This window comes from Streptococcus sanguinis SK1 = NCTC 7863, assembly GCF_000194945.1.
Lineage (GTDB): Bacteria > Bacillota > Bacilli > Lactobacillales > Streptococcaceae > Streptococcus > Streptococcus sanguinis.
The window spans coordinates 956,303-982,369 of sequence record NZ_GL878507.1 but is presented as its reverse complement, the minus strand read 5'-3'; the positions used below and the strand labels follow the sequence as shown (position 1 = coordinate 982,369).

The following is a 26,067-nucleotide window of genomic DNA, read 5'->3' as shown; positions in this document are numbered from 1 at the left end:
AGCAAATGTTTTAAAGACATCTTAAAAGCCCCACTAGGGGCTTAAAATTAGATAGCAAATAAATCATTGAGGTTTTCAGCCAACGTTGGGTGGGTGAAGATTTGCTTGCTCAAGTAGGTGTAAGGAATCTTATTATCCATGGCTACAGTCAGGATATTGATAATTTCCTGAGCTCCCGCTGAGAAGATAGTTGCTCCAACGATTTCCTTGGTTTCAGTGTTGACAACAGCCTTGAAGGCACCGCGTAAGTCAGCATTGACATGTCCACGAGGCATTGCTGCGACAGGAATCTCCTTCACTGCAATCGGCAATCCTTGCTCTTGGGCTTCCTTTTCTGTCAATCCGATTTGAGCTAAAGGCGGTGTGATGAACATGCTGGTAGGGACGTTTTTACGGTCTTCCAGTGTGTAGCTGCCATCGCCAGCTAGATAGCTATAAAGGATACGGAAGTCATCCAATGAGATATAAGTAAACTGCAGACCGCCATTGACATCGCCCGCTGCAAATACACCAGGTACAGATGTTTCCAAGTGCTTATCGACCTTAATCGCTCCGCGCTCTGTCAGCTCGATATCTGTATTTTCCAGCTGTAGTGGTTCAATATTGGGCTTACGGCCGGTAGCATAGAGAAGGGCATCGAAGCGGAATTCTCCAGATTCTGTCACAACTACAACTTCGTCACCATCATTTTTGATCTGTGTAGTACGTACATTTTGTAAGAGTTGGATTCCGTCTTCTTTCATGTATTGCTTAGCTAGAGCAGCGATAGAAGGCTCAACTCGAGGGAGAAAGGCAGGAGCAGCATCCAGCACAGTCACCTGACTGCCCAATTTGTTGTAGAGTCCAGCGAATTCTAGGCCGATGTTACCGCCACCCAGAACTCCCAAGCGTTTAGGAAGTTCTTTCAGGTTTTGGATACCTGTTGAATCGTAAACATTTTTAGTATCAGTCAATCCAGGAATTGGCAGGACATTGGAAACAGCGCCAGTATTGATGACAATAGTTTCAGCAGTCAGTTCCTCTTTCTCATCGCCAGCTGTGATTTCAATGACTTTATTGGAAAGGAAATGAGCTTCCGCATCAATGATGTCAACACCAGCACCACTGATTGCTGCGTAGTTCTTCCCGTTGAGACGGCTGGTTACAGCATTCTTTTCAGCCATGACTTGGTCGAAAGCCAGGCCTTTTTCAGCTGCGACAAGCAGGGTCTTGGTTGGGATGCAGGCGATATTGATACAGGTTCCCCCGTACATAGCCTTGCTTCGCTCAATCAAAGCAACTTTTTTTCCTTGAGCCGCCATTTTGGCTGCCAATGTTTTACCGGCTTTCCCAAAGCCGATGACAATTAAATCATAGGTTAACATAATTTACCTCCATTTTTCAAAAAAGATTGTATCACATCTAGTCAGAAATTGCTGATTTCTGCTACGCTTTTTTTCTTCAGTATTTTTAGTGTTTATTTTTATACAGAATGTCCATTTTTGAGCAATGTTTTCGCAGTTCCAGTCAGTCTGTGTTATACTAAGTTTCGTTATTTATTTTAGGAGGTCAAAATGTCTATTGTTACACTTATTTTGGCAAGCTTGGTTGCCTTGGAATTTTTCTATATCTTGTACTTGGAGACCGTCGCGACGACTTCTGCAGCGACAGCTCGGGTTTTCGGTATGTCACAAGAGGAGTTGGAGCAGCAGTCAGTCAATACTCTTTTCAAAAACCAAGGAGTTTACAACGGTCTGATAGCTGTTTTGGTCTTGATTGCGGCCTTTGTACAGTCTAGTCCGTTTTGGCTGGGAATTTTTATGGTTTATATCATCTTAGTGGCAGCATACGGTGCAGTGACCAGTGACCCGAGAATCCTGTTCAAGCAGGGAGGGCTGGCGATGCTGACCCTGCTTAGTTTATTTTTCTAAATAGAGTGAGGGAAATTGATTTCCCACTCTTTTTTATATAATGATTGACTTTTATGTTAGACAAGTGTAGAATAAAAATAGAAATAGCATTAATTTAGAAAGCGCGTGGAAACGATGAAAAGATCTATTAAACGTTTGCCGGACGGGGAATTTACTATTTTAAAGGTAATTTGGCAGCTGCCTACCCCGACGACCTCTGCCCGTATCATGGAAAAGCTGGGACCAGACAATCACTGGAAGCCCCAAACTTTGCTGACAGTCTTGGCTCGCTTGACTGAAAAGGGCTTTTTAGAAAGTGTCCGTAAGGGGCGTGAAAGGCAGTATATACAGCCTTGATCTCAGAAGATGAGTATCTGGAAGTTGAGGCTTCGGATTTCTTGAAGCGTCACAGCGGCCGTTCAATGGGCGGTTTTGTAAAAACACTCTTTTCTTCTAACTCCTTTTCGGAAAATGAATTGGATGAGCTGCGCAGTTTGCTCAACCAAGGAAAGTAGGATGGAGGGATAAGCATGAAACAGTTCCTTCTTTCTTTTCTGCTGACCAGTTTGTCAACTTCCATTTTGGTGCTTTTGCTTAGTCTGCTTTTTATGGCCTTTAAGACTAAGATTTCGGTCAGAGTGAAGTATTTTATTTGGTTTCTGATATTGCTGAGTTTTCTGTTTCCGTTCCGTCCCCAATTTGGCTCAGGCCTGATTCGGCTGAATACAGGATCGGTAGTTCAGACAGCAGTGACTGCCACCCAGACAGGTGGAACGCAGGGCGCCTCTCAAACTGTTGAAAAGGCTGCCCAGACAAATCTGTGGGAGGCTTTTCTAAACCTGCCTTGGTTTGAAATTCTCTTTACCATCTGGCTGATTGGCTTTGTCTTTAGCATAGGAAGATACGCTTATTCTTATATTCGCTTCAGAAAGATGCTGAAGCGCTGGGGCACGGAGTTTCAGGACGAAGAAGCGATGGCTCAGCTGCGGGCTGTTCAGCAGGAGATGGGAGTTAAGGGCCGGATTCGTCTGCTCCACTATCCTATGTCCCAAAGTCCTATGCTGCTAGGTTTCAGAGATATTTTAATCGTGCTGCCAGAGTTGGACTACACAGAAGAAGAGCTGCAGCTGATTTTCAAGCATGAGCTGACTCACTATAAGCACCGCGATGTTTTAGTTAATCTTTTGGGAATTTTTGCCAAGAGTCTGCACTGGTTTAACCCGGTTGTCCGCTTTGCCTGCCGTGAAACCCAGGAAGCAGGAGAAATGTACTGTGACTACGATGTTCTGAGCAGTAGAGATACAGAGTATCGGACTTTCTACGGTGAAACGATTTTGACCATGATAGACCGCAGTAAGAAGACCCCAATTGCTCTGACGACCTGCTTTTACTCTGACAAGTTTAATCTCAAGCGGCGGATTGTTGGTATTATGGATAACCGCCTGCCTAAGAGGTTTCTGTCTGCTGCTTTTGTAGTGGCCGTTCCTCTACTTTTGCTCTTGACTAGCTCGGTCTTTGCTCTAGAAAGTCCAGCTGCTCAACAAAGCAGACCTGTTGCAGGGCAAAAACAGTCTCAAGGGCTCAGTCAGCATCAGGCTCTAGCGTCCGTCTTAAAAGAGCTGTCTCTTTCTGAAAAAGATATTAAAGATTTACAAATTTCGCGTGAGAAAGACAGCTATAACATTCGCTTCTCGCACGGGCAAACAGCTCATGAAACCATTGTCAATGCTAAGGATGGAAAACTGATCCAATCCAAGCAGCATACCATTGTCGAAAAGACGGTAACGGTTGAAAAAGAAGTCAATCCATCCTCGTCTGCTGCATCAACTCCAGCTGATAACAGCTCTACTGCAGGTACAGGAAATACGGGAGCAGCGGGCTCTACAGGGGCTAATACAGCGACAGTTCAAACTCCGTCTCAGAACAGTTCCTCTCATACGACAGACACTGATGATCCGGACGATGATGATGACCATGATGACGATTAAATAGAGGATTCTGCCAGTTTAAGTTTCTTAAAAGCTTAGACTGGTAGAATTTTATTATCTTCTCAAAGGGGGATTTGACAATCCTCCAAGAGCAGTTTGTCATCAGTTTATCTTTATTTTAGGTCGATTTTGCTTACAGTTTGTACTTCGTTTCCTAATGCTAAAAAAACTGAAAGATTATTTATCTTTTTTCTTGCCATTCACAAACGACAATTGTAGAATGTGTTTATAAACTACATTTGTAGAATGTTTTTGAAAAATACTGCTTGGAAAGGAGAAGAAAGCAAAGCTTATCCATACGCTTGTAGGATGCAGAGCGGAAGCTCTATTTCTTTTAAAAGCACAAACTACATTTGTAGAATCAAAGGAGAATTCAAATGAAACAAAAGCAAATCCAAACAAACTTCCAACGAATCGAAACGAAGTATATTCTTGACCGAGCAATGCTAGCTCGTCTTGAAGCTGATATGAGACCTTACCTCACCGCAGATGATTATGCGACATCCACCATTTCTAATGTGTATTTTGATAATGATGAGTTCCAGATGATTCAAGATTCCATTGCCAGAAAAGGCGGTCGTGAAAAGATGCGGATGCGGACTTATGCTGAGCAGCCGAATGATGATAGTCAAGTTTTCTTGGAAATCAAGAAGAAACGCGATGAAGTAGGTTTCAAATACCGTTTGGTTTCGAATCCTCTCTCTGTGACCAACTATATTGTGAACGGTGTGGCAGACCATACTATTTTTGATGATCGGGTCAAGGCAGAAGTGGAGCAGTTGCAGGAGCGCTATATAGATTTGAAGCCAAAAATGGTGATTAGCTATGACCGCTACTCTATGAGAGGATTGGAAGATAAAAAGGTACGTGTGACAGTTGATTCCAACATCCGCTACCGAGATTATGATGTAGACTTGGCTTTAGGCCGCTATGGACTGCCCTTGCTGGAAGACGACAAGGTGATTATGGAAATCAAGGTTCCTGGTCAATATCCTCAGTGGCTGGCTGATATTCTGAATAAATACGGTCTTGAAGACCAGTCCTTTTCAAAATACGGCAATGCCTACCTGAAAACTAAAGAAAGGCTGACTCAAACAGTCAAGGCCTAAGGAGGTAGTTTATGCTCAATCAGTTATTTAACAGTATCTACTCCTCTACGGAAGTCAAGATAAATCCTTTAGCATTGATTTTTTCACTAGCAACTAGTGTGGTTTTAGGAATTATCTTGGCCAAGGTCTATAAGCGCCAAACCATTTATACCAAGGAATTTGTCGTCACCCTCTCCCTTTTGCCAGCCATTATTTCCATTATCATCTTCTTGGTTAATGGAAATCTGGGTACCAGTGTCGCCGTAGCAGGGACTTTCAGCTTGATTCGCTTCCGGTCGGCCGCAGGTGGCTCCAAGGAGCTTCTAGCCATCTTTATGGCGACAGCTATCGGGATTACAACGGGGATGGGCTTTGTAGCATTGGGAATTGTCTTTACTCTAGCTATTTCAGGCATCTGGATGCTCTTTGAAAAGATGAGCTTTACTTCAGTCAGTCCGACCAGACGTTATGTCCAGGTTCAGGTTCCAGCTGATTTTGACTACGAAGTACTCTTTGATGCTATCTTTGAAACGACTTGTAAATCAGCCGAACTGACATCTCTCAAGTCGGCTGAAAAGAAGTCTATCAAGCTGGACTATGTTGTTGACTTGAATCCTGACATGAGCGACAGAGAGCTCATTCAGCAGTTCCTGTTCTATGATAAGGTGCAGGACATTTCCCTTTCCAAAGCTGCTAAGAAGCGTAAAACCCTCTAAGCAAAAGAAGACCAGCTGCAGCAGAGCAGTTGGTCTTCTTGTTTGTATCATAAAAAGGGGATACATCATACTTACAGAAAATACTTGACACTCTTTTCTATATGTGGTATGATTATATAGATTTTGGACTTGAAGGGAGTGAAAAAAATGTCAAAAACAGTAGTACGCAAGAATGAATCACTTGATGATGCACTTCGTCGTTTCAAACGTGCGGTTACTAAAGCTGGTACTCTTCAAGAAACACGCAAACGTGAATTCTATGAAAAACCTTCTGTAAAACGCAAACGCAAATCAGAAGCAGCTCGTAAACGTAAAAAATTCTAATTGAACAAAAAAGCAGACTCCGGTCTGTTTTTTGTTTTCACTCTTTGGAGAGAAGGGGATGATTGTGAGCAATAGGCAAGAAAAAAACACTGATTTTCATCAGTGAATTCTCTTTATTTTTTCTCAGCCAACAAAGCTTTGATTTCTTGCAGGACTTCCAATTCAGTTGGTCCAGCTGGCGCTTCTTCAGCTTCTTCCTTCTTCTTAGCAAGGCTTTGTGCTTTTTCAGCAGACTTAACGATGAAGAAGAGAACAGTACCGATTACCAAGAAGTTAATTACAGCGCTCAAGAAGTTACCATAGGCAATCCCGTTCCATTTCAGATCAGCAATTTGATTCAAGTGTGCAGCATCCAAAATTGGTTTGAGGAAGAGAGGAGTGATTACGTCAGTAATCAATGAAGTGACGATTGCTCCAAAAGCGTTGGCGATGATCACACCGACTGCCAAATCAATCACGTTCCCGCGCAGCAAGAATTCTTTAAGATCCTTTAACATTCTTTCTTTCCTTTCAAGAATTTATTAATGAGATTATATTATAGCTTATTTATATGACATCTACAAGATATTTGTTTGTCAAATATTTTACATTTGCTTCATTTTAGTATAAAATATAGAATGATATTCTATGATAAATTGGAGGTATTGTCTCTTGATTGATAAAGAAATCATTTCTGAAATTAAAAACAGCGTCAATATCGTCGATGTCATAGGAGAAACGGTGGCCTTGACCAAGGCTGGGCGGAATTTCCTGGGACTCTGTCCCTTTCATGGCGAAAAGACGCCCTCTTTTAACGTTGTAGAGGACAAGCAGTTTTATCACTGTTTTGGCTGCGGCAAGTCGGGCGATGTCTTCAAATTCATTGAGGATTATCGAGGCGTTTCCTTTATGGATGCTGTGCAGATTGTAGCAGATCGGGCAGGGATTCCCTTGGCTGTAGAGACAGCGGGCAATGACCGACTGAGACAAAGCCATCCGCACCAGGCTCTCTACGATATCCATACCGAGGCAGCGAAATTTTATCATGCGGTTCTGATGACGACCAAGATGGGAGAGGAAGCGCGGGCTTATCTCTACCAGCGGGGTCTGACAGATGATGTTCTTAAGCATTTTCAAATCGGCCTGGCTCCAAATGAAGGCAATTATCTTCATAAGAGTATGGCTGGAAAGTTTGATGAGAATACCATCATGAACTCGGGCCTCTTCAATCTGGCGGAGAATAATCTGGTCTATGATGCTTTTCAGAACCGGATTATGTTTCCCCTGACCAATGACAGCGGGCAGGTTGTGGCCTTTTCCGGACGGATTTGGCAAGCGGCGGCTTCAGACGGCCATCAGGCCAAGTACAAAAACAGTCGCAGCACCGCTATTTTCAATAAAAGCTACGAGCTCTATCATCTGGATAAGGCCAAGCCGGTTATCAAGAAGAGCCATGAGGTCTATCTGATGGAAGGTTTCATGGATGTGATTGCGGCTTATCGGGCCGGGATTGAAAATGCGGTTGCCTCGATGGGAACAGCTCTGACGCCTGAGCATGTCCAGCATCTGAGCAAGTATTGCAAGAAGATTATCCTATCCTATGATGGAGATAGGGCAGGGCAGGCAGCGACTGCAAAGGCTTTGGATGAGCTGAAAGATATGACGGTGGAAATTGTTCGGATTCCGGATAATTTGGATCCGGATGAGTTTCTCGCTAAAAATTCTGAGGAAGATTTGCAGCATTTACTGAGCAAAACGCGAATAAGTAATGTGGAGTTTCTGCTGCATCATCTGAAACCAGATAATATTGAAAATCTACAGGCTCAGATTGAGTTTGTAGAGAAGATGGCACCGATTATTGCGAAGACCAAGTCCATCACAGCGCAGAACTCCTATATTTACATGCTGGCTGAGTTGCTGCCGGACTTTGACTATCAGCAGGTGGAGCAGACGGTGAATAACAGCCGGCTGGCTGAGCGCTCTAGTCGCAGTCAGGAGGCGCCCACTCAGCAGTCTCAACCAGTCGTCATGCAGTTTTCGCCTTCGAACCGGCTGAGTCGTCTCATGAGGGCGGAAAATCATATCTTCCACCGCATGATACATCATCCTTTGATATTGAACCAATATCGGCTGAGAGAAGATTTTGTCTTTGACTCGGAAGAATTGCAGACCTTGTATGAGATTTTGCTGGCAAATGGTGAGGTGACACCGCAGGATTTGTCCCAGCTGCCAGATCATGTTCAGCAGGCTTGGTACCGCGTTTTAGAAGAAGACTTGCCGGATGAGGTTTTGGAAGATGAGTTGAAAGAAGTGGAAGAAACCAGAGAGCGGGAGATTTTGCGCAAGCATAATCAGTTTATTAGTAAGAAGATTCGAGAAGCCTCTCACAGCGGAGATACGGATACAGCCCTGTCCGAGCTGGAGCGCTTGATTGAGAAAAAAAGAAGAATGGAGTAGGAATGGCTACAAAACAAAAAGAAGTAACAACATTAGACGTTCAAATTGCAGAATTTATCCGTAACCACAAGCAGACAGGGGTTGCGACAGATGATGAAATCAATGACCAGCTGGTCATCCCTTTCACTTTGGATGCTGATGGAATTGAGGATTTGCTGCAGCGCATCCAGGATGCTGGCATCTCAATTACAGATAAGGAAGGAAATCCCAGCGCACGCGTCTTAAATAACGAAGAGGAAGAAGCAGAACTGACGGATGAAGAACTCCTAGGCAGCAATTCAGCCAAGGTCAATGACCCAGTCCGCATGTATCTGAAAGAAATCGGGGTTGTGCCCCTTCTCAGCAATGAAGAAGAGCAGGAGCTGGCTATCTTGGTAGAGCAGGGAGACTTGGAAGCCAAGCAGCGTCTGGCTGAGGCCAACCTTCGTCTGGTTGTTTCCATTGCCAAGCGCTATGTCGGCCGTGGTATGCAGTTCCTTGACTTGATTCAAGAAGGAAACATGGGGCTGATGAAGGCCGTTGATAAGTTTGACTACACCAAAGGATTTAAGTTTTCAACTTATGCGACTTGGTGGATTCGTCAGGCCATTACCCGTGCGATTGCTGACCAAGCTCGGACCATTCGGATTCCGGTCCATATGGTGGAAACCATTAACAAGCTAGTCCGCGAGCAACGTAATCTATTGCAGGAATTAGGTCAAGATCCTACGCCTGAGCAAATCGCTGAGCGGATGGATATGACACCTGACAAGGTTCGTGAAATTCTCAAGATTGCTCAAGAGCCAGTGTCGCTGGAGACGCCTATCGGTGAGGAAGATGACAGTCATCTGGGAGACTTTATCGAAGATGAAGTGATTGAAAATCCAGTCGACTATACAACTCGTGTCGTTCTTCGTGAGCAGTTGGATGAAGTCCTAGATACGCTGACAGACCGTGAGGAAAACGTCTTGCGTCTGCGCTTTGGTCTGGACGATGGAAAAATGCGGACGCTGGAAGATGTCGGCAAGGTCTTCAATGTCACCCGCGAGCGGATTCGCCAGATTGAAGCCAAAGCCCTGCGTAAACTTCGCCATCCAAGCCGCAGCAAACCACTCAGAGACTTTATTGAAGATTAAGAAATGAAGAGCAAGGAGGGGCGGAAAGCCTTCAGTAGAAAGCGTCAAGTAGGCAATCCTAACTGAAAGCAAAAGCCCCCTCAAGCTAACTTGAAATTTCTGCTATATCTATAAGGAGGATATTGCATGTCAGAACAAAAATACAGCCCTGAAGAAGTTGAAAAGATTAAAACACGTATTTTAGAGAGCTTGGAGCAGGTCATCGACCCAGAACTGGGGATTGATATTGTCAATCTAGGCTTAATCTATGAAATCCGTTTTGACGAGACCAATGGGGAGACGGAAATCGATATGACCTTGACAACCATGGGATGCCCTCTGGCGGATCTTCTGACTGACCAGATCTATGATGCCATGTCAGATGTTCCAGAGGTTACCAAGACGGATGTTAAGTTGGTTTGGTACCCAGCTTGGACGGTGGAAAAGATGAGCCGCTATGCTCGGATTGCTTTGGGAATTCGTTAAGAACAGATAGTAAGTGCTGGCCTGCTGTATGCAGGCTTTTGCTTTTTTTAGTGGATTCTGTTATAATATTCCTATTGTCTTGGGGTCGTTACGGATTCGACAGGCATTATGCGGCACATTTTGCAACCCATCTAGCGGATGTAAAACGCCAGTTAAATATAACTGCAAAAAATAACAATTCTTACGCTTTAGCTGCCTAAAAACCAGCCAGCGTGACCCGATTCGGATTGCTTGTGTCTGATGACAGGTCTTATTATGAGCAAGCTACGGCAAAGTCTGGTCTAGGGATTTTGCAAGAGATTGATAGACTCGCTTGACTTGGGCTTGAGCTATGTGTCAAGGTGAAGTTAAATCAATACATAGCCTATGGTTGTAGACAAATGTGTTAGCAGGTGTTTGGACGTGGGTTCGACTCCCACCGGCTCCATTATTTTAAAGTCCTTCTAAAACGTTGAGAAATCAGCGTTTTTTGCTTTTACGATGTTCAGGAAATCTTGATTTCTGTCTGAAAAAGTAATACAATGATGTTAGTGATGGCAAAGGAAATATTTGTATTTCTATTGGGTTGATTTCATAAGTATTAAGGGAAGTTGGATATGAGTTTTTTTAAGAATCTGTTTGGTAAGAAACAAGAGCAAGAGGAAGAGAAAGTAGAAAAGGTGGAAGAAGCAGTGCTCGATGTGCCTTCTGAAGATCCTTTTCCGAGTGAGTGGGGATCTTTCTCAACCTATATAGATGACAAGTTGGCTAGTATCCGTCTGAATCTAGCTCTTTTTGACGAGGCACCCTATCCTCTCTATGACTATGCTATGAGGCTCAAGGTAACGCTCCTCCAGTACGATGGGGAGACAGGTTTTCCATCTAGTGATGAGTTTAAAGAGCTGAATGTGATTGAGGACCGGCTTTCTGAGGCTTTAGGGCAAGTCGGTGGCATTCATGTCGGTGTGATTACGACAGATGGAAATATTGAGTTTTACTACTATCTGCAAGACAAGAAAAGCCATCTGGAGCCAATTGCAAACGTGATGCGCGACTTTCCAGACCGCCGCTATGACTCAGCAACCCTAGAAGACGAGGAATGGAATCAGTACTTTGACTTTCTCTATCCCAATGAATACGAGTATCAGACCATTCTCAACCAGCGGGTCTGGTATCAGCTGGAGCAGGACGGCGATGATCATAGTCAGGAGCGTGAGATTGACCATTGGGCCTATTTTGATTCGGAGGAAGAACGGGATGGTTTCCTAAAGGAAGTCGAAGAACTGGGCTATAGCCTCGTATCCGCTGAAAAGATAGAAGATGCGGACAAACCATATCAGCTGCATGTGATTCGTATGGATACGACGGAAATCTTTGATTTGAACCAGAATGTTTGGACTTTGGTTGAATTTGTGAAAAAATTTAACGGAAACTATGGCGGTTGGTGTTGTAATGTGGTATAATGGTTAAAGTTTTGAGAAAGCTGGACTTTCTCTTTTGTGGAAGATTACTCAAGAGGCTTAAGAGGCTGTGTTGGAAACGCAGTAGGCGTGTAAAAGCGTGCGTGGGTTCGAATCCCATGTCTTCCGTCATAAGATGCAAGAAACGCTGTTTGGCGTTTTTTCTATTTGTAAAAGAGGCATGAAAGTAAGGTGATTCTTTTTGAAAATGATTTTTTTGGAAATGCTTGAAAACAATTTCAGCAAAAAAAATAAGTAATTTATTGTTCATTTTATATAATAGTGTGGTAAAATGAGAGTAATAGAGTTTTAAAAGGATATAAATTAAAGGGAGAATTATGTTTTTTAAACGTCAAAAAGGTAAGTACCACGAAGTAGAGCGTGTGACTCGTTTTAAGCTGATTAAATCGGGTAAGCATTGGCTGCGTGCTGCGACATCACAGTTCGGCCTTTTTAGATCAATGAAGGGGGGAGGCCTTTCATCAATCGAGCTCAAGGTAACGGAAGAACAAGTTACCGATAAGAAGAGCGGCATAGACTTTTTGAGGGGCATTGTCGCCACGGGAGCCGTGCTGGGCGGAGCTGTTGTGACAAGCACAACTGTCCATGCAGAAGAAGGTCAGGCTCTGGAAAAGGTCATTGATACGACAGACGTTTTAGCGACACGTGGTGAAACAGTTTTAGGAGAAGAAAGCAGTGCTGCTGAAGCAGCAACCGCAACGGCAAGCTCACATACTGAGTCAGAGTCTGTATCAGATACATCTTCAGCCAGTGCCAGTGCTTCTGTCAGTGCATCTATCTCAGCCAGCATCTCAGCTTCAGAGTCAATGTCACAGTTTAGCTCTGCCTCTATCAGTGCCAGCACATCTCAGTCAGTCTCAGATTCCTTAAGTGTATCTGAGTCTCTTTCGGTGTCTTCAAGTGCATCGGCTTCAGTGAGTGCTAGTACTAGTCAGCCAACCAGTTCTTCTCAATCAGTTTCTGCCAGTCAGACCTCTGCATCGTCTGCATCAGAAACCGGCAACTCTACAAGCAGCCAGCAGTCTACAGAATCCTCTAGTCAGACTGGGCGTAGAAGAACGCGTCGGGCTACAGATACAACCCCTCCTACAATCACTCTCCCTCAAGAGGTAATAGCCTATCGAGGAGAAGAGTTTGAGTTTTTTGTCGAAACAACTGATGATAGTGGTCGAGTTAATCGAGTCATTGTTCGAAATATTGAAGGAGCAGATAACTCTACTTACTTAGATCCAAATTGGATAAGATATTCTACTGATAACTTGAGTGTTCCAGGTAATGCAACGCCTGCTAATCCTCTAAGGACTCGTGTCTACGGTATTGTGCCAATTAATCATGGTGTTGGACCTGGGGATCGCTATACTAAATATGTCCGAGCAGAAGATGCTGCAGGGAATATCACTGCATTAGTAGACAAACAAAGTGAGCGTTTTGTATTAGTTATAAGACCTCAGACAGAAAAATATACTCCTCAAGTTCCAACTTTAACCTATGTTCAGAATGCGAATAGTCTGACCCAAACAGACAAAGATGCTGTCATTGCTGCAGTCAAAAGTGCTAATCCAAATCTTCCTGCCACCTCAACTTACTCGGTTTCAGAAAATGGTACCGTAACAATTACCTATCCGGATGGTTCAACAGACACTATTGCTGCTGCACAGACAGTTGATACAGATAGGGTAGCCCCAGTCTTTGTTGATGAGGGTAGAGACTATATCTTCTATCGTGGAGAAGAAGGTACTGCTGAACTCCACTTTTATGATAATAGTGGTAAGATTACCAATGTAAATTTTGCAGGAGATCTTGCTGCTAGTAGCACTTATAACACTTTGCTAGGCTTAGGTTTTACATTTAATACACCGAATATAAACAATCCTAATAATGCTACGGAACAAAATCCTCTTGTGACAACTATTAGAGGGACGATACCGAAAAGTCTACCAGCAGGACCTGGTGGTAAATACACTTTCAAGGTTAGAGCGACAGATGCTAGTGGTTTAACTAGTGAAGCAAAAATTTTCAGAATTGTTTTTGCTAACCAGACAGATAAATATACACCAAACAATCCTGGAAGTTTAACTGGGGTTCTGAATCCCCAGCAACTATCAACAAGTGAAAAAACAGCTATTGAAGAAAAAGTTAGGGCGGCTAATACAGGGAATCTGCCTAACAATGTCCAATATGTTGTTAACAATGATGGTTCTGTGACGGTTATTTATCCAGATGATACTCCTGCTAGCCGTTCAAGAGATACAATAACAGCTGATAGGACTGTTCAAGATTTACGTCCTAGTTTATCAGCGAGTGCGTCAGTAAGCGCTTCTACGTCTGCGAGCCAATCTACGGCGGCTAGTAAATCGGCTTCCATTAGTGCATCAACTTCAGCACAGAAATCTGTATCAGCAAGTACGTCCGCCTCAACGAGTGCATCGGTGAGTGCAAGTACGTCGGCTTCCACTAGTGCGTCAGTTTCCGCAAGCACGTCAGCATCGACGAGTGCGTCCGTAAGTGCCAGCACATCGGCTTCAACGAGTGCGTCAGTGAGCGCAAGTACGTCAGCATCGACTAGCGCGTCTACAAGCGCAAGTACATCTGCATCCACCAGTGCCTCAGTATCCGCAAGTACGTCAGCGTCTACCAGTGCATCTGTGAGTGCAAGTACCTCAGCCTCAACGAGTGCATCCGTATCAGCAAGTACGTCTGCTTCAACGAGTGCATCGGTAAGTGCAAGTACGTCAGCTTCCACGAGCACATCAGTTTCAGCCAGCACGTCCGCGTCAACAAGTGCATCAGTAAGTGCAAGCACGTCTGCTTCCACGAGTGCGTCAGTAAGCGCAAGTACGTCCGCATCAACTAGCGCGTCAGTGAGTGCAAGCACATCTGCGTCGACGAGTGCATCAGTAAGCGCAAGTACATCGGCTTCCACGAGTGCGTCAGTAAGTGCAAGTACGTCCGCGTCAACCAGCGCATCCGTATCCGCAAGTACGTCCGCGTCTACTAGCGCGTCTATGAGTGCCAGCACATCGGCATCCACAAGTGCATCAGTAAGTGCCAGCACGTCCGCCTCAACAAGTGCATCCGTGTCAGCAAGTACGTCGGCCTCAACGAGTGCCTCAGTATCCGCAAGTACCTCAGCGTCCACGAGCGCCTCAGTTTCCGCAAGTACCTCAGCTTCCACGAGTGCATCCGTAAGTGCAAGTACGTCTGCTTCAACGAGTGCTTCAGTGAGCGCAAGTACCTCAGCGTCCACGAGCGCCTCAGTTTCCGCAAGTACCTCAGCTTCCACGAGTGCATCCGTAAGCGCAAGTACGTCCGCATCGACGAGCGCCTCTGTATCAGCAAGCACCTCGGCTTCAACGAGTGCATCAGTAAGTGCAAGTACGTCAGCGTCAACCAGCGCGTCAGTGAGTGCCAGCACATCTGCATCAACCAGCGCGTCAGTGAGTGCCAGCACGTCAGCATCGACAAGTGCATCCGTAAGCGCAAGTACGTCTGCTTCAACGAGCGCGTCAGTGAGCGCAAGTACGTCCGCATCGACGAGTGCGTCAGTAAGTGCAAGCACATCTGCGTCGACGAGTGCCTCAGTTTCAGCAAGCACATCTGCGTCAACCAGCGCCTCAGTTTCCGCAAGTACCTCAGCGTCCACGAGCGCCTCAGTTTCCGCAAGTACCTCAGCCTCCACGAGTGCGTCTGTAAGTGCAAGTACGTCCGCGTCTACGAGTGCGTCCGTGAGCGCAAGTACCTCAGCCTCCACGAGTGCATCAGTAAGTGCAAGTACGTCCGCCTCAACCAGTGCATCCGTAAGTGCAAGTACGTCAGCTTCCACGAGCGCATCAGTTTCAGCCAGCACGTCAGCCTCGACGAGTGCGTCTGTATCTGCAAGCACGTCAGCCTCGACGAGTGCATCAGTAAGTGCAAGCACGTCAGCCTCGACGAGTGCATCAGTAAGCGCAAGTACGTCAGCGTCGACAAGTGCATCCGTATCTGCAAGCACGTCAGCGTCAACGAGTGCATCAGTAAGTGCAAGCACGTCCGCGTCTACGAGTGCGTCAGTGAGTGCAAGTACCTCAGCGTCAACGAGTGCATCGGTAAGTGCAAGTACGTCAGCTTCCACGAGCGCATCAGTTTCAGCCAGCACGTCAGCCTCGACGAGTGCGTCTGTATCTGCAAGTACATCTGCATCAACAAGCGCATCCGTAAGTGCAAGTACGTCCGCGTCCACGAGCGCGTCCGTATCTGCCAGCACATCTGCATCGACAAGTGCGTCCGTATCAGCAAGTACGTCTGCTTCAACAAGTGCATCTGTATCAGCAAGTACCTCAGCTTCAACGAGTGCGTCCGTATCAGCAAGCACATCTGCTTCAACGAGTGCGTCCGTGAGTGCCAGCACCTCAGCGTCCACGAGCGCATCAGTAAGTGCAAGTACCTCAGCGTCCACAAGTGCATCCGTGAGCGCAAGTACGTCCGCATCGACGAGCGCCTCTGTATCAGCAAGCACCTCGGCTTCAACAAGCGCATCAGTTTCAGCAAGCACGTCCGCTTCAACGAGTGCCTCAGTAAGTGCAAGCACGTCCGCATCAACGAGTGCGTCAGTAAGTGCAAGTACCTCAGCATCAACGAGCGCGTCAGTAAGTGCAAGTGCTTCAGCGTCGACGAGTGCATCTGTATCTGCAAGCACGTCAGCGTCAGTGAGCGCAAGTACGTCAGCTTCCACGAGTGCGTCAGTATCTGCAAGCACCTCAGCGTCAACTAGCGCATCAGTATCTGCCAGCACGTCCGCGTCAACAAGCGCATCCGTAAGCGCAAGCACCTCAGCGTCTACGAGTGCGTCAGTAAGCGCAAGTACGTCCGCGTCTACTAGCGCGTCGGTAAGTGCAAGTACCTCCGCATCGACGAGTGCATCTGTAAGTGCAAGTACGTCCGCATCAACGAGTGCCTCAGTAAGTGCAAGTACGTCCGCATCGACGAGTGCATCGGTAAGTGCCAGCACGTCCGCATCGACAAGTGCGTCTGTGAGTGCCAGCACATCGGCCTCAACTAGCGCGTCAGTGAGCGCAAGTACGTCAGCGTCAACGAGTGCCTCAGTAAGTGCAAGTACGTCTGCATCAACGAGCGCGTCAGTAAGTACAAGTGCTTCAGCGTCGACGAGTGCATCAGTAAGTGCAAGTACCTCAGCGTCAACTAGCGCATCAGTATCTGCCAGCACGTCAGCGTCAGTGAGCGCAAGTACGTCAGCTTCCACGAGTGCGTCAGTATCTGCCAGCACCTCAGCGTCAACTAGCGCATCAGTATCTGCCAGTACGTCCGCGTCAACGAGTGCGTCGGTAAGTGCAAGCACGTCCGCGTCAACAAGTGCGTCAGTAAGTGCAAGTACGTCAGCGTCCACCAGCGCCTCCGTAAGTGCAAGTACGTCTGCGTCAACGAGCGCATCAGTAAGTGCAAGCACCTCAGCATCCATGAGCGCATCCGTAAGTGCAAGCACTTCGGCCTCAACGAGCGCATCAGTAAGCGCAAGTACGTCTGCATCAACAAGTGCGTCCGTTTCAGCAAGTACATCAGCCTCGACGAGTGCATCAGTAAGTGCAAGTACGTCTGCTTCAACGAGTGCATCTGTATCCGCAAGTACATCAGCCTCAACGAGTGCGTCAGTGAGTGCAAGTACGTCAGCCTCAACGAGTGCCTCTGTATCAGCAAGTACGTCTGCTTCAACTAGCGCATCCGTGAGTGCCAGCACGTCCGCGTCAACAAGTGCGTCCGTTTCAGCAAGTACGTCTGCCTCCACGAGTGCCTCAGTAAGTGCAAGTACGTCCGCATCAACGAGTGCCTCAGTAAGTGCAAGTGCTTCAGCGTCGACGAGTGCATCTGTATCTGCAAGCACGTCAGCGTCAGTGAGCGCAAGTACGTCCGCTTCAACGAGCGCATCGGTAAGTGCAAGTACGTCCGCTTCAACGAGTGCCTCAGTAAGTGCAAGTACTTCAGCGTCGACGAGTGCCTCAGTAAGTGCAAGTACTTCAGCGTCGACGAGTGCGTCAGTATCTGCAAGTACCTCAGCGTCAACTAGCGCATCTGTGTCAGCAAGCACGTCCGCGTCCACAAGTGCCTCAGTAAGTGCAAGTACGTCCGCGTCGACGAGTGCGTCCGTAAGCGCAAGTACCTCGGCATCGACGAGTGCATCAGTAAGTGCAAGTACGTCTGCATCGACGAGCGCCTCAGTAAGCGCAAGTACCTCGGCATCGACGAGTGCATCAGTAAGTGCAAGTACGTCGGCTTCAACGAGTGCGTCAGTAAGTGCAAGCACATCTGCGTCCACAAGTGCTTCAGTTTCAGCAAGTACGTCCGCGTCCACAAGTGCGTCAGTCAGCGCTAGCACGTCTGCGTCAACTAGCGCATCTGTATCAGCAAGTACGTCAGCATCAACCAGTGCATCAGTTTCAGCAAGTACGTCTGCATCGACGAGCGCGTCAGTGAGTGCAAGCACTTCAGCGTCCACAAGTGCATCAGTAAGCGCAAGTATGTCTGCGTCCACGAGTGCGTCAGTGAGCGCAAGTACGTCCGCTTCAACTAGCGCCTCGGTAAGTGCAAGTACTTCAGCGTCGACGAGTGCCTCGGTAAGTGCAAGTACGTCAGCCTCAACGAGTGCCTCAGTAAGTGCAAGTACGTCCGCATCGACGAGTGCATCGGTAAGTGCCAGCACATCGGCCTCAACAAGCGCGTCAGTGAGCGCAAGTACGTCAGCGTCAATGAGTGCGTCAGTAAGTGCAAGTACGTCCGCATCAACGAGCGCGTCAGTAAGTGCAAGCACTTCAGCGTCCACAAGTGCATCAGTAAGCGCAAGTATGTCTGCGTCCACGAGTGCGTCAGTTTCAGCAAGTATGTCCGCATCAACGAGTGCCTCAGTAAGTGCAAGTACTTCAGCATCGACAAGTGCCTCAGTGAGCGCCAGCACATCGGCCTCAACAAGCGCGTCAGTGAGCGCAAGTACCTCAGCATCGACAAGTGCGTCAGTAAGTGCAAGTACGTCCGCTTCGACAAGTGCGTCTGTAAGTGCAAGTACGTCCGCTTCAACGAGTGCCTCAGTAAGCGCAAGTACGTCTGCTTCAATGAGTGCATCTGTATCAGCAAGCACATCCGCATCAACCAGTGCATCTGTAAGTGCCAGCACCTCGGCTTCAACGAGTGCGTCTGTAAGCGCAAGTACGTCCGCTTCGACAAGTGCGTCTGTAAGTGCAAGTACGTCAGCGTCAATGAGTGCATCTGTATCTGCAAGTACGTCAGCATCAACGAGTGTGTCAGTGAGTGCAAGCACATCGGCCTCCACGAGCGCGTCAGTGAGTGCAAGTGAATCAGCTTCAACTAGCTCATCTGCGAAAGCGAGTGAATCTGCTTCCACGAGTGCGTCAGTAAGTGCAAGCACATCTGCATCAACGAGCGCATCTGTATCCGCAAGTACTTCCGCGTCGACGAGTGCATCAGTAAGTGCAAGTACGTCCGCATCGACGAGCGCATCAGTCAGCGCAAGTACCTCAGCGTCCACGAGCGCCTCTGTATCAGCAAGTACGTCCGCGTCGACAAGCGCGTCTGTCTCTGCAAGTACGTCCGCATCGACGAGTGCATCTGTATCCGCAAGTACGTCTGCATCAACGAGTGCGTCAGTGAGCGCAAGTACCTCAGCCTCAACCAGTGCCTCAGTAAGTGCAAGTATGTCCGCGTCGACGAGTGCGTCGGTAAGCGCAAGTGAATCAGCTTCAACTAGCTCATCTGCGAAAGCGAGTGAATCTGCATCTACCAGTGCATCAGTATCGGCAAGCACGTCCGCCTCAACGAGTGCATCAGTAAGTGCAAGCACGTCCGCATCGACGAGTGCGTTCGTTTCAGCAAGCACGTCCGCATCGACCAGTGCATCCGTAAGCGCAAGTACGTCCGCGTCGACGAGCGCATCCGTAAGCGCAAGTACGTCAGCTTCAACGAGTGTGTCAGTGAGTGCAAGCACATCGGCCTCCACGAGCGCGTCAGTGAGTGCAAGTGAATCAGCTTCAACTAGCTCATCTGCAAAAGCGAGTGAATCTGCATCAACGAGTGCATCAGTTTCAGCAAGCACATCGGCATCTACGAGCGCTTCAGTGAGTGCAAGTGAATCGGCTTCAACTAGCTCATCTGCGAAAGCAAGTGAATCAGCGTCGACAAGTGCGTCAGTGAGTGCAAGTGAGTCAGCTTCAACTAGTTCATCCGTATCTGCGAGCGAATCCGCTTCAGTAAGTGCATCTGCTTTAGCGTTGGCAAGTATATCCGCTTCAGTAAGTGCCTCAGAATCTGCCAGCACTTCGGCTAGTCTATCTGGTTCAGAAAGTGCTTCGATTAGCGATTCTCAGTCAATATGTGAGTCAACCTCAGTAAGCACCAGCACCTCAGTCTTGCATAGTCAGCTGGACCTGGTTCATGAGAAGGAATTCTACTCACTCAGCCTTTCTACAAGCGAGTCACTGTCAGCAGCAGTCAGTCTCAGCGAGCTTGCTCGTGTCAGTCAGTCTGTATCGGAAAGCCTGTCTACGAGCCTGTCAGCTAGTCAGAGCACATCTGAAAGCCTGTCCGCTTCAGCAAGACAGTCTGAGCTGGATCTGATTTCCAGAGGTCGTCTGCCACAGACAGGGGAAACGGAGAGCAAGGCTTCCATCCTGGCTCTGGGCTTAGGAGCATTGGGCTTGGCCTTCAAGAGACGTAAAAAGAAAAGCGACTCTGAGGAGTAGCAGTAAGTAGAGCCGATCAGTTTATCTTTTAGTCCGTCGAAATTTCACTCAGCTAGTGAGCTGTGGAAGTGATGGACAAAGCAAGCTATAAGGAAATAACTTGGTTATTTCTGGTGCTTGCTTCCTAAAATCCTAGACTAGGAATTAGTAAAAAGAAACCGAGAGGCAATAGAAACAGGAAGTTTTGACAACTTCCTGTTTTTTTGACAATTTAGTAGAAAAAAGTGTCCTTTATTCTGCAGGAAAGTCCCTGAGAATATAGATTTTTTGAACAATATTTTATATAATATCAAGTATAGAAATGATGTTTTAGAGTTTATGAAATGAAAGAGTAAGGGTGGAGATGAAAACGATTGTTTTGGTTGGTGATCAGGCCTATCAGGAGCAAGTTTCGACTACGATTAAGTCGATTTTATATTACAATAAAAATGTAAAAATCTATGTTTTCAATCAGGGATTGAGTGACGAATGGTTCCGTGATTTTAATGAGCTGGCCGAGCAGCTGGACAGTGAATTGGTCAATGTTAGCTTGGACCAAGTGACTATCAGTTCAGAGTGGCTGACTCAGGACCATATCAGCTCAGCAGCCTATGCTCGCTATTTCATTCCGCAGTTTGTAGCAGAGGAGCGTGTCCTTTATCTGGATAGTGATCTGGTGGTCAATAGAGATTTGCAACCTTTATTTGATATTCCTCTGGAAGGCAAGCTTGTGGCAGCGGTTGGAGATGCCGGCGGTTATGGATTTAACTCTGGAGTTCTGCTAATTGATAATCGAGCATGGAAAGAAAGGCAGCTGCAGGAGACCTTTATCAAGGAAACGGACCGCATCATGGGCTTGGTCCAGTCTGGCCAGATGGAGGATTTTAACGGCGATCAGACGGTTTTAAATTATGTGCTGGCTCAGGATTGGCTGCCCTTGGATAAGATTTACAATCTGCAGGTAGGCCATGACTTAGTGGCCTTTTACAGCGGCTGGAATGGTCATTTTGAGCTGGATCAGGAACCTCTGATTATCCACTATACCACCTTCCGCAAGCCTTGGAACTCGGAAGTTAGCTATCGCTACCGTCAGCTTTGGTGGGACTTTCAGGCCTTGAGCTTGGCGGAGATTTCAGCCCATCATCGGGGAGAGTTTGAGATGCAAGACCGTTGGGAGAAGGCAGCTCTGAACTGCATGCTCCTGACAGATGTGCAAGAGTTAGAGCAGATTGAGTTTTTAGCTCAGTCCCTGCCTAGCGTTCATTTTTATATAGCCTGTTACACAGATATGGGAGATTATCTGCGCTCTTTGGATCGCTATGAAAATATCCATCTCTATCCGCAGGTTATTCATGCAGTGCTGGATGAGCTCATTGATAAGTGCCAGGTCTATTTGGATATTCACCATGGAAGTGAGCACTATCAGCTGAGCAGTCGTTTCAAGGCACTTGGCAAGCCAGTTCTGGCTTTTGACAATACTAAGAAAAATGAAAACGAAGAACTGGTCTATCCCCATGAGCACCCTCAGGAGATGGTGAGAAAGCTGCGCAGTCTGATGAAAAAAGAGAAGCCGCAAGCCTTTCGGGCTGTGGTGCTGGCGGCTAATGCTGCCTATAGTGAGCAGGTCTTAACCACCATTAAGTCCATCGTCTGCCACAATCGCTTTATCAAGTTTTATGTCATCAATAGTGACTTTCCGACAGAGTGGTTTGTCAGCATGCAAAAAAAACTGGCCAAGCTGGACTGCCAGATCGTCAATGCTCGGGTGGATGGCAGTCATATTAGTCAATATAAGACAAATATCCATTATTCAGTTTTTTTGAGATATTTTACGGCTACTTTTGTAGAGGAAGATCAAGCTCTTTATTTGGATTGCGATATTGTAGTTACACGTGACTTATCAGAAATTTTTGCAGTTGATTTAGGTTCCTATCCGCTTGGCGCGGTAAGAGATCTGGGTGGAGAAGTATACTTTGGCGAGCAGATTTTTAATTCAGGTGTTTTACTAATTAATGTGAACTACTGGAGAGAAAACGATATTGCGGGTCAATTGATTGAGATGACTGATAACTTACATGATAAAGTTACTCAGGATGACCAAAGCATTCTCAATATGCTTTTTGAAAATCGCTGGATGGAGCTGCCTTTTGCTTATAACTGCATTACGCTGCACACGACCTTTTCGGACTATGAGCCTGAAAAAGGTCTCTATCCGCCGGTTATCCACTATCTGACCGAGCGCAAGCCTTGGAAAGAGTACACCCAGTCCATTTATCGTGAGGTCTGGTGGTTCTATCAGGGACTGGATTGGTCGGATATGGAGGAGCCAGTCGGAGCCCTGACTCAAAAGATGGTGGAAGGGGAAGAGGGCTCAAGCCTGTCCTGCCTAGTCTACACCTATTCTTGTGACCTGATGCATATCAACTATCTGATTCAAGCCCTGCCTGCCTGTCATTTCTACATCGCGGCACCGGTAGTGGTAGCAGAGCCAATCACGCGTCTGCTCCAGTATCCTAATGTCAGCGTCAGTTCAGATATTGCGGGCATTCCGGCTCTCTTGGAGTCGCTGGAAGCCAAGTCTCAGCTGCTGTTGGATATCAATGCCGGTGATGAGGTGGGGGATATTATTGCTCGCTTTAAGTCTGCTGGCAAGTCAGTCTTTGCCTTTGACAGCACAGCCCATGGCCAGCAGGGGCAGGAAGTCTTTCCAGCTGATAATCCTGAAGCCATGGTGCAGGCTATTGAGAAACTAGCCTTGGCCGAGCCTGAGGAGCGGCAGATTTCTGTACTCTCTATCGACCAATCACTGGATTATCTCTTAGAGAAAGGTGCTTCAGTGGTTCGCTTTGGAGATGGGGAGATGGATTTGATTGCGGGCCGTAGTATCGTCTATCAGGATTTTGATCCAGAACTGTCAGCGCGCTTGAGAGAGATTATGTCTATGGAGAGCGATGAGCATTTGATGATCTGTCTGCCCGATGTTTTTACAGGGCTAGAGCGCTATTCCATTGATGCCCAGAATTTTTGGAGTCTAAATCATTTGCCACATTTCCTTGAGAAATATAAAAATATTTGCCAAGCACCTTGGTACGGCTCGACTTTTATTTCCCGTCCTTATATTGACTTGGAAGATAAGACGCCGTCTGCGGGCTATTTTGCAAAGCTTAAGCAGCTTTGGCAGGACAAAGACCTCTTGATCGTAGAGGGCTTGACTTCTCGCTCTGGTGTGGGCAATGACCTCTTTGACGGGGCTAAATCCATCAAGCGGATTATCTGTCCTTCGCACAATGCCTACAGCAAACTGGAGGCCATCAAGCAAGCAGTTCGTAAGCATGCGGATAATCGTCTGATTTTGACCATGCTGGGTCCGACGGCCAAGGTCTTGGTCTACGATCTGGTTCAGGAAGGTTATCGAGCGCTGGATATTGGGCATATTGACTCAGAGTATGAGTGGTTCCAGATGGGGGCTAGGCACAAGGTCAAGCTGTCGCACAAGCATACGGCTGAGCACAACTTTGATCAGGATATTGAGTTTAGAGACGACCAAGCTTATGACAGTCAGATTGTTGCCAATCTGGCTCAGGAATGAAGATTAGAAAAAGAATATGAAAGTTAATATTACCAATCTATACGGTATGTCTGGCCAGAGTACGGCCTTGATTGCCCAGAATGATGTGACCAAGTTAGCCAAGCAGCTGGGCTTTAATGAACTGAGTTTTTACTTTTACGATATTTACAGCGACAGCCAGTCGGAGCTCAGTCGGCGTCTGGACGGCATCATGGCTAGTGTGGGCTACGGCGATGTGGTTATCTATCAGTCGCCGACTTGGAACGGCCGGGAGTTTGACCAGGCCTTTATCAGCAAGCTGAAGATTTTGCAGGCCAAGCTGGTGACCTTTATCCATGATGTACCGCCGCTGATGTTCCCGTCAAACTACTATCTGATGCCGGAATATATCGACATGTATAATCAGTCCGATGTGGTTATCGTCCCTTCTGAGCAGATGCGGGATAAGCTTCTGGCAGAGGGTCTGACTGTGGACAAGATTTTGGTCCAGCGCATGTGGGATCATCCCTATGATTTGCCCCTGCACCAGCCTCAGTTTGCCCGCAAGCTCTATTTTGCCGGAAGTGTGGAACGTTTTCCACATCTGATCAATTGGTCTTATGCTACGCCGCTGGAGATTTTTTCGCCTGAGGAAGAGTCAAATCCAGAGGCCAATGTCAGCTATCGTGGCTGGGTCAGCCGGCCAGAGTTGCTCTTGGATCTGTCCAAGGGCGGTCTAGGTCTGGTCTGGGGGGTTGAGGAAAATCCAGCAGACGAGCCGGAATACTATGGTCTCAATATCTCTCATAAGTCAGCTACCTATCTGGCGGCAGGTATTCCGGTCATCGTCCCTTCTTACCTGTCCAATGCAGAGTTGATTCGCGATCGCGGTCTGGGCTTTGTCGTAGACAGTCTGGAAGAGGCCAGTCGGATTGTTGAAAATCTGACTGCTGAGGAGTATCAGGCTATGGTCGAGCGGGTTAGAAAGTTCTCTTTCTTGCTCAAGGAAGGTTATTTTAGCAAAAAAGTCTTAGTAGATGCGGTGATGGAAGTTTTATCTTAGAGCTTTTCCAGCCATCGTCATGAGGAGTCAGTGTGAAGTCATTTTTTAAAGCGATCGTTATCAAGAAATTTCTGTGGACCTTATTTTTCTTATTTATCTATGTCTTGGGAACCAAGCTGACCCTGCCCTTCGTCGATATGAGTAAGGCAGTTGCCATGGACGGAACCTCTACGACCTTGAACTATGCGACAGCCCTGATGGGGGGAAATCTGCGCAGTATGTCGCTCTTTTCTGTCGGCCTGTCTCCTTGGATGTCCTCTATGCTGATCTGGCAGATGTTTGCTGTGTCCAAGCGCCTAGGCTTGAGTAAGCTCCCTCTGGAAGTACAGGAAAGGCGGCGGATGCTGCTGACTTTGGTTATTGCCTTGATACAGTCTGTGGCACTGGTCCTAAATCTGCCACTGCAAGAAGCAGCTGGGGCGGATATGACTACGATTATGGTCTTAGATACCTTGGTCTTGATGGCTGGGACCTACTTTCTCATCTGGCTGACGGATTTGAATGCTGCCATGGGACTTGGCGGCTCCATCATGATTGTCATGGCCAGCATGATTGCCTACATTCCACAGGATATTTGGAACTCCATTCAGGAGCTAAAGATTTCTTCTCTGTGGCTAGCCTTGATGCTGGTTTTCAGCCTAGTTTTTCTCTATCTGGCTGTTACAGTTGAGCGGTCTAAGTACCGAATTCCAGTCAATAAGATCAATATCCATAACCGTTTTAAGAAATACTCTTATCTGGATATTCGTCTTAATCCTGCTGGTGGTATGCCGATTATGTACGCTATGACCTTGGTCAGCATTCCCCAGTATTTCCTTTTGATTATCCACTTTCTCCAACCAGACAATCAGCTAATTGAGCAGTGGATAGAAGCGCTGTCTATGGGAAGTCCTGCTTGGTTTATCCTTTATCTGCTGACCATTTTCATCCTGGCGCTGGCCTTCGCCTTTATCAATATAAGTGGCGACCAGATTGCTGAGCGGATGCAAAAGAGTGGAGAGTATATTGAAAATGTTTATCCGGGAGGAGCAACCCGCCGCTATATCAATGGTTTGGTGACCTATTTTGCACTAGTGGGGGCTTTCTATCTTATCCTGATTTCTGGTCTGCCTATGATGGTGGTGCTTCTGGACATTCGCTATCTGCGGCTCAGTATGATTCCGGGGATTTTTATGATTTTTATCGGAATGGTCTTTTCTATTAAGGACGAGGTGGATGCCTTGACGCTTAATGACCGTTATCGTTCATTGTTGTAG

16 protein-coding genes, 1 tRNA gene, 1 other RNA gene and 4 pseudogenes are annotated in these 26,067 nt (G+C 46.9%); 19 read left to right on the top strand and 3 right to left on the bottom strand.

The genetic code is table 11. The features are described 5' to 3' along the window. Positions 1-47: 47 nt before the first annotated feature. On the bottom strand, positions 48-1,364 hold the full coding sequence (locus HMPREF9378_RS06290) for an FAD-containing oxidoreductase (protein WP_002913718.1): 1,317 nt from the start codon (positions 1,362-1,364) through the stop codon (positions 48-50). 189 nt (positions 1,365-1,553) lie between these two features. On the opposite strand from HMPREF9378_RS06290, the gene HMPREF9378_RS06295 reads away from it, so the two are divergent. The 6 genes and pseudogenes from HMPREF9378_RS06295 (at position 1,554) to rpsU (ending at position 6,005) form a co-directional block, all read left to right on the top strand. Continuing rightward, positions 1,554-1,910: a DUF1304 domain-containing protein gene (locus tag HMPREF9378_RS06295; protein ID WP_002913717.1), complete on the top strand. Its 357-nt coding sequence runs from the start codon at positions 1,554-1,556 to the stop codon at positions 1,908-1,910. 114 nt (positions 1,911-2,024) lie between these two features. After that, positions 2,025-2,404: pseudogene (locus HMPREF9378_RS0110915) on the top strand (BlaI/MecI/CopY family transcriptional regulator). A 15-nt stretch (positions 2,405-2,419) separates the two neighbouring features. Beyond that, on the top strand, positions 2,420-3,877 hold the full coding sequence (locus tag HMPREF9378_RS06300) for a M56 family metallopeptidase (protein WP_002900697.1): 1,458 nt from the start codon (positions 2,420-2,422) through the stop codon (positions 3,875-3,877). Positions 3,878-4,254: 377 nt separating this feature from the next. Then, positions 4,255-4,986 carry a polyphosphate polymerase domain-containing protein gene (locus HMPREF9378_RS06305; RefSeq protein WP_002897873.1) on the top strand — a complete coding sequence of 244 codons (732 nt, stop codon included), beginning with the start codon at positions 4,255-4,257 and terminating at the stop codon, positions 4,984-4,986. Positions 4,987-4,997: 11 nt separating this feature from the next. After that, positions 4,998-5,681, top strand: a complete 684-nt coding sequence (locus HMPREF9378_RS06310) for a DUF4956 domain-containing protein (RefSeq protein WP_002895949.1) — start codon at positions 4,998-5,000, stop codon at positions 5,679-5,681. A 147-nt stretch (positions 5,682-5,828) separates the two neighbouring features. After that, entirely contained in the window at positions 5,829-6,005 is a 177-nt protein-coding gene (gene rpsU, locus HMPREF9378_RS06315) for a 30S ribosomal protein S21 (RefSeq protein ID WP_000048054.1), read from the top strand. A 113-nt stretch (positions 6,006-6,118) separates the two neighbouring features. Here the strand turns inward: rpsU and mscL are convergent, their stop codons facing one another. Next, positions 6,119-6,502, bottom strand: a complete 384-nt coding sequence (gene mscL, locus HMPREF9378_RS06320; protein ID WP_002913711.1) for a large conductance mechanosensitive channel protein MscL — start codon at positions 6,500-6,502, stop codon at positions 6,119-6,121. 154 nt (positions 6,503-6,656) lie between these two features. Here mscL and dnaG point away from each other — a divergent pair, with 154 nt between their 5' ends. From dnaG to HMPREF9378_RS11880, 7 genes and pseudogenes are all read left to right on the top strand, one after another. Further along, on the top strand, positions 6,657-8,441 hold the full coding sequence (gene dnaG, locus HMPREF9378_RS06325) for a DNA primase (protein WP_279347084.1): 1,785 nt from the start codon (positions 6,657-6,659) through the stop codon (positions 8,439-8,441). A gap of 2 nt (positions 8,442-8,443) precedes the next feature. Next, positions 8,444-9,556 (top strand): RNA polymerase sigma factor RpoD, encoded by a 1,113-nt coding sequence (rpoD, locus tag HMPREF9378_RS06330; RefSeq protein WP_002897871.1) that lies wholly within the window; start codon positions 8,444-8,446, stop codon positions 9,554-9,556. Between the two features lie 126 nt (positions 9,557-9,682). Beyond that, positions 9,683-10,021 (top strand): metal-sulfur cluster assembly factor, encoded by a 339-nt coding sequence (locus HMPREF9378_RS06335; RefSeq protein WP_002897870.1) that lies wholly within the window; start codon positions 9,683-9,685, stop codon positions 10,019-10,021. An 81-nt stretch (positions 10,022-10,102) separates the two neighbouring features. Continuing rightward, positions 10,103-10,451: a transfer-messenger RNA gene (gene ssrA / locus HMPREF9378_RS11175) on the top strand. 166 nt (positions 10,452-10,617) lie between these two features. Then, positions 10,618-11,463: a DUF695 domain-containing protein gene (locus HMPREF9378_RS06340; protein WP_002913708.1), complete on the top strand. Its 846-nt coding sequence runs from the start codon at positions 10,618-10,620 to the stop codon at positions 11,461-11,463. A 38-nt stretch (positions 11,464-11,501) separates the two neighbouring features. Continuing rightward, positions 11,502-11,589: transfer RNA gene (locus HMPREF9378_RS06345), tRNA-Ser, on the top strand. Between the two features lie 209 nt (positions 11,590-11,798). Then, positions 11,799-12,038, top strand: a pseudogene (locus HMPREF9378_RS11880) (accessory Sec-dependent serine-rich glycoprotein adhesin); the annotation flags it as partial. Positions 12,039-12,079: 41 nt separating this feature from the next. On the opposite strand, the gene HMPREF9378_RS11875 reads toward HMPREF9378_RS11880, so the two are convergent. Then, positions 12,080-12,325, bottom strand: coding sequence for a hypothetical protein (locus HMPREF9378_RS11875; RefSeq protein ID WP_032911167.1), 246 nt, complete (start codon positions 12,323-12,325; stop codon positions 12,080-12,082). Here HMPREF9378_RS11875 and HMPREF9378_RS11870 point away from each other — a divergent pair. From HMPREF9378_RS11870 to secY2, 6 genes and pseudogenes are all read left to right on the top strand, one after another. Next, positions 12,288-13,700: pseudogene (locus tag HMPREF9378_RS11870) on the top strand (sialoglycan-binding domain-containing protein); the annotation flags it as partial. The gene HMPREF9378_RS11875 and the pseudogene HMPREF9378_RS11870 sit on opposite strands and share 38 nt — an antisense overlap. Positions 13,701-13,925: 225 nt before the next feature. Then, positions 13,926-15,191 (top strand): annotated as a pseudogene (locus HMPREF9378_RS11910) (hypothetical protein); the annotation flags it as partial. Positions 15,192-15,854: 663 nt separating this feature from the next. Continuing rightward, positions 15,855-20,222, top strand: a complete 4,368-nt coding sequence (locus HMPREF9378_RS11865; RefSeq protein ID WP_459561809.1) for an LPXTG cell wall anchor domain-containing protein — start codon at positions 15,855-15,857, stop codon at positions 20,220-20,222. A gap of 343 nt (positions 20,223-20,565) precedes the next feature. Then, positions 20,566-23,790 (top strand): SP_1767 family glycosyltransferase, encoded by a 3,225-nt coding sequence (locus tag HMPREF9378_RS06350; protein ID WP_002913706.1) that lies wholly within the window; start codon positions 20,566-20,568, stop codon positions 23,788-23,790. 16 nt (positions 23,791-23,806) lie between these two features. After that, positions 23,807-24,811, top strand: a complete 1,005-nt coding sequence (locus tag HMPREF9378_RS06355; RefSeq protein ID WP_002913704.1) for a sugar transferase — start codon at positions 23,807-23,809, stop codon at positions 24,809-24,811. Positions 24,812-24,843: 32 nt separating this feature from the next. After that, positions 24,844-26,067 carry an accessory Sec system protein translocase subunit SecY2 gene (gene secY2, locus HMPREF9378_RS06360; protein ID WP_002913703.1) on the top strand — a complete coding sequence of 408 codons (1,224 nt, stop codon included), beginning with the start codon at positions 24,844-24,846 and terminating at the stop codon, positions 26,065-26,067.

Coding starts and splice junctions, on each gene's coding strand:
- HMPREF9378_RS06290 (WP_002913718.1), bottom strand. CDS start 1,364: ATGTTAACCTATGATTTAATTGTCATCGGCTTTGGGAAAGCCGGTAAA.
- HMPREF9378_RS06295 (WP_002913717.1), top strand. CDS start 1,554: ATGTCTATTGTTACACTTATTTTGGCAAGCTTGGTTGCCTTGGAATTT.
- HMPREF9378_RS06300 (WP_002900697.1), top strand. CDS start 2,420: ATGAAACAGTTCCTTCTTTCTTTTCTGCTGACCAGTTTGTCAACTTCC.
- HMPREF9378_RS06305 (WP_002897873.1), top strand. CDS start 4,255: ATGAAACAAAAGCAAATCCAAACAAACTTCCAACGAATCGAAACGAAG.
- HMPREF9378_RS06310 (WP_002895949.1), top strand. CDS start 4,998: ATGCTCAATCAGTTATTTAACAGTATCTACTCCTCTACGGAAGTCAAG.
- rpsU (WP_000048054.1), top strand. CDS start 5,829: ATGTCAAAAACAGTAGTACGCAAGAATGAATCACTTGATGATGCACTT.
- mscL (WP_002913711.1), bottom strand. CDS start 6,502: ATGTTAAAGGATCTTAAAGAATTCTTGCTGCGCGGGAACGTGATTGAT.
- rpoD (WP_002897871.1), top strand. CDS start 8,444: ATGGCTACAAAACAAAAAGAAGTAACAACATTAGACGTTCAAATTGCA.
- HMPREF9378_RS06335 (WP_002897870.1), top strand. CDS start 9,683: ATGTCAGAACAAAAATACAGCCCTGAAGAAGTTGAAAAGATTAAAACA.
- HMPREF9378_RS06340 (WP_002913708.1), top strand. CDS start 10,618: ATGAGTTTTTTTAAGAATCTGTTTGGTAAGAAACAAGAGCAAGAGGAA.
- HMPREF9378_RS06350 (WP_002913706.1), top strand. CDS start 20,566: ATGAAAACGATTGTTTTGGTTGGTGATCAGGCCTATCAGGAGCAAGTT.
- HMPREF9378_RS06355 (WP_002913704.1), top strand. CDS start 23,807: ATGAAAGTTAATATTACCAATCTATACGGTATGTCTGGCCAGAGTACG.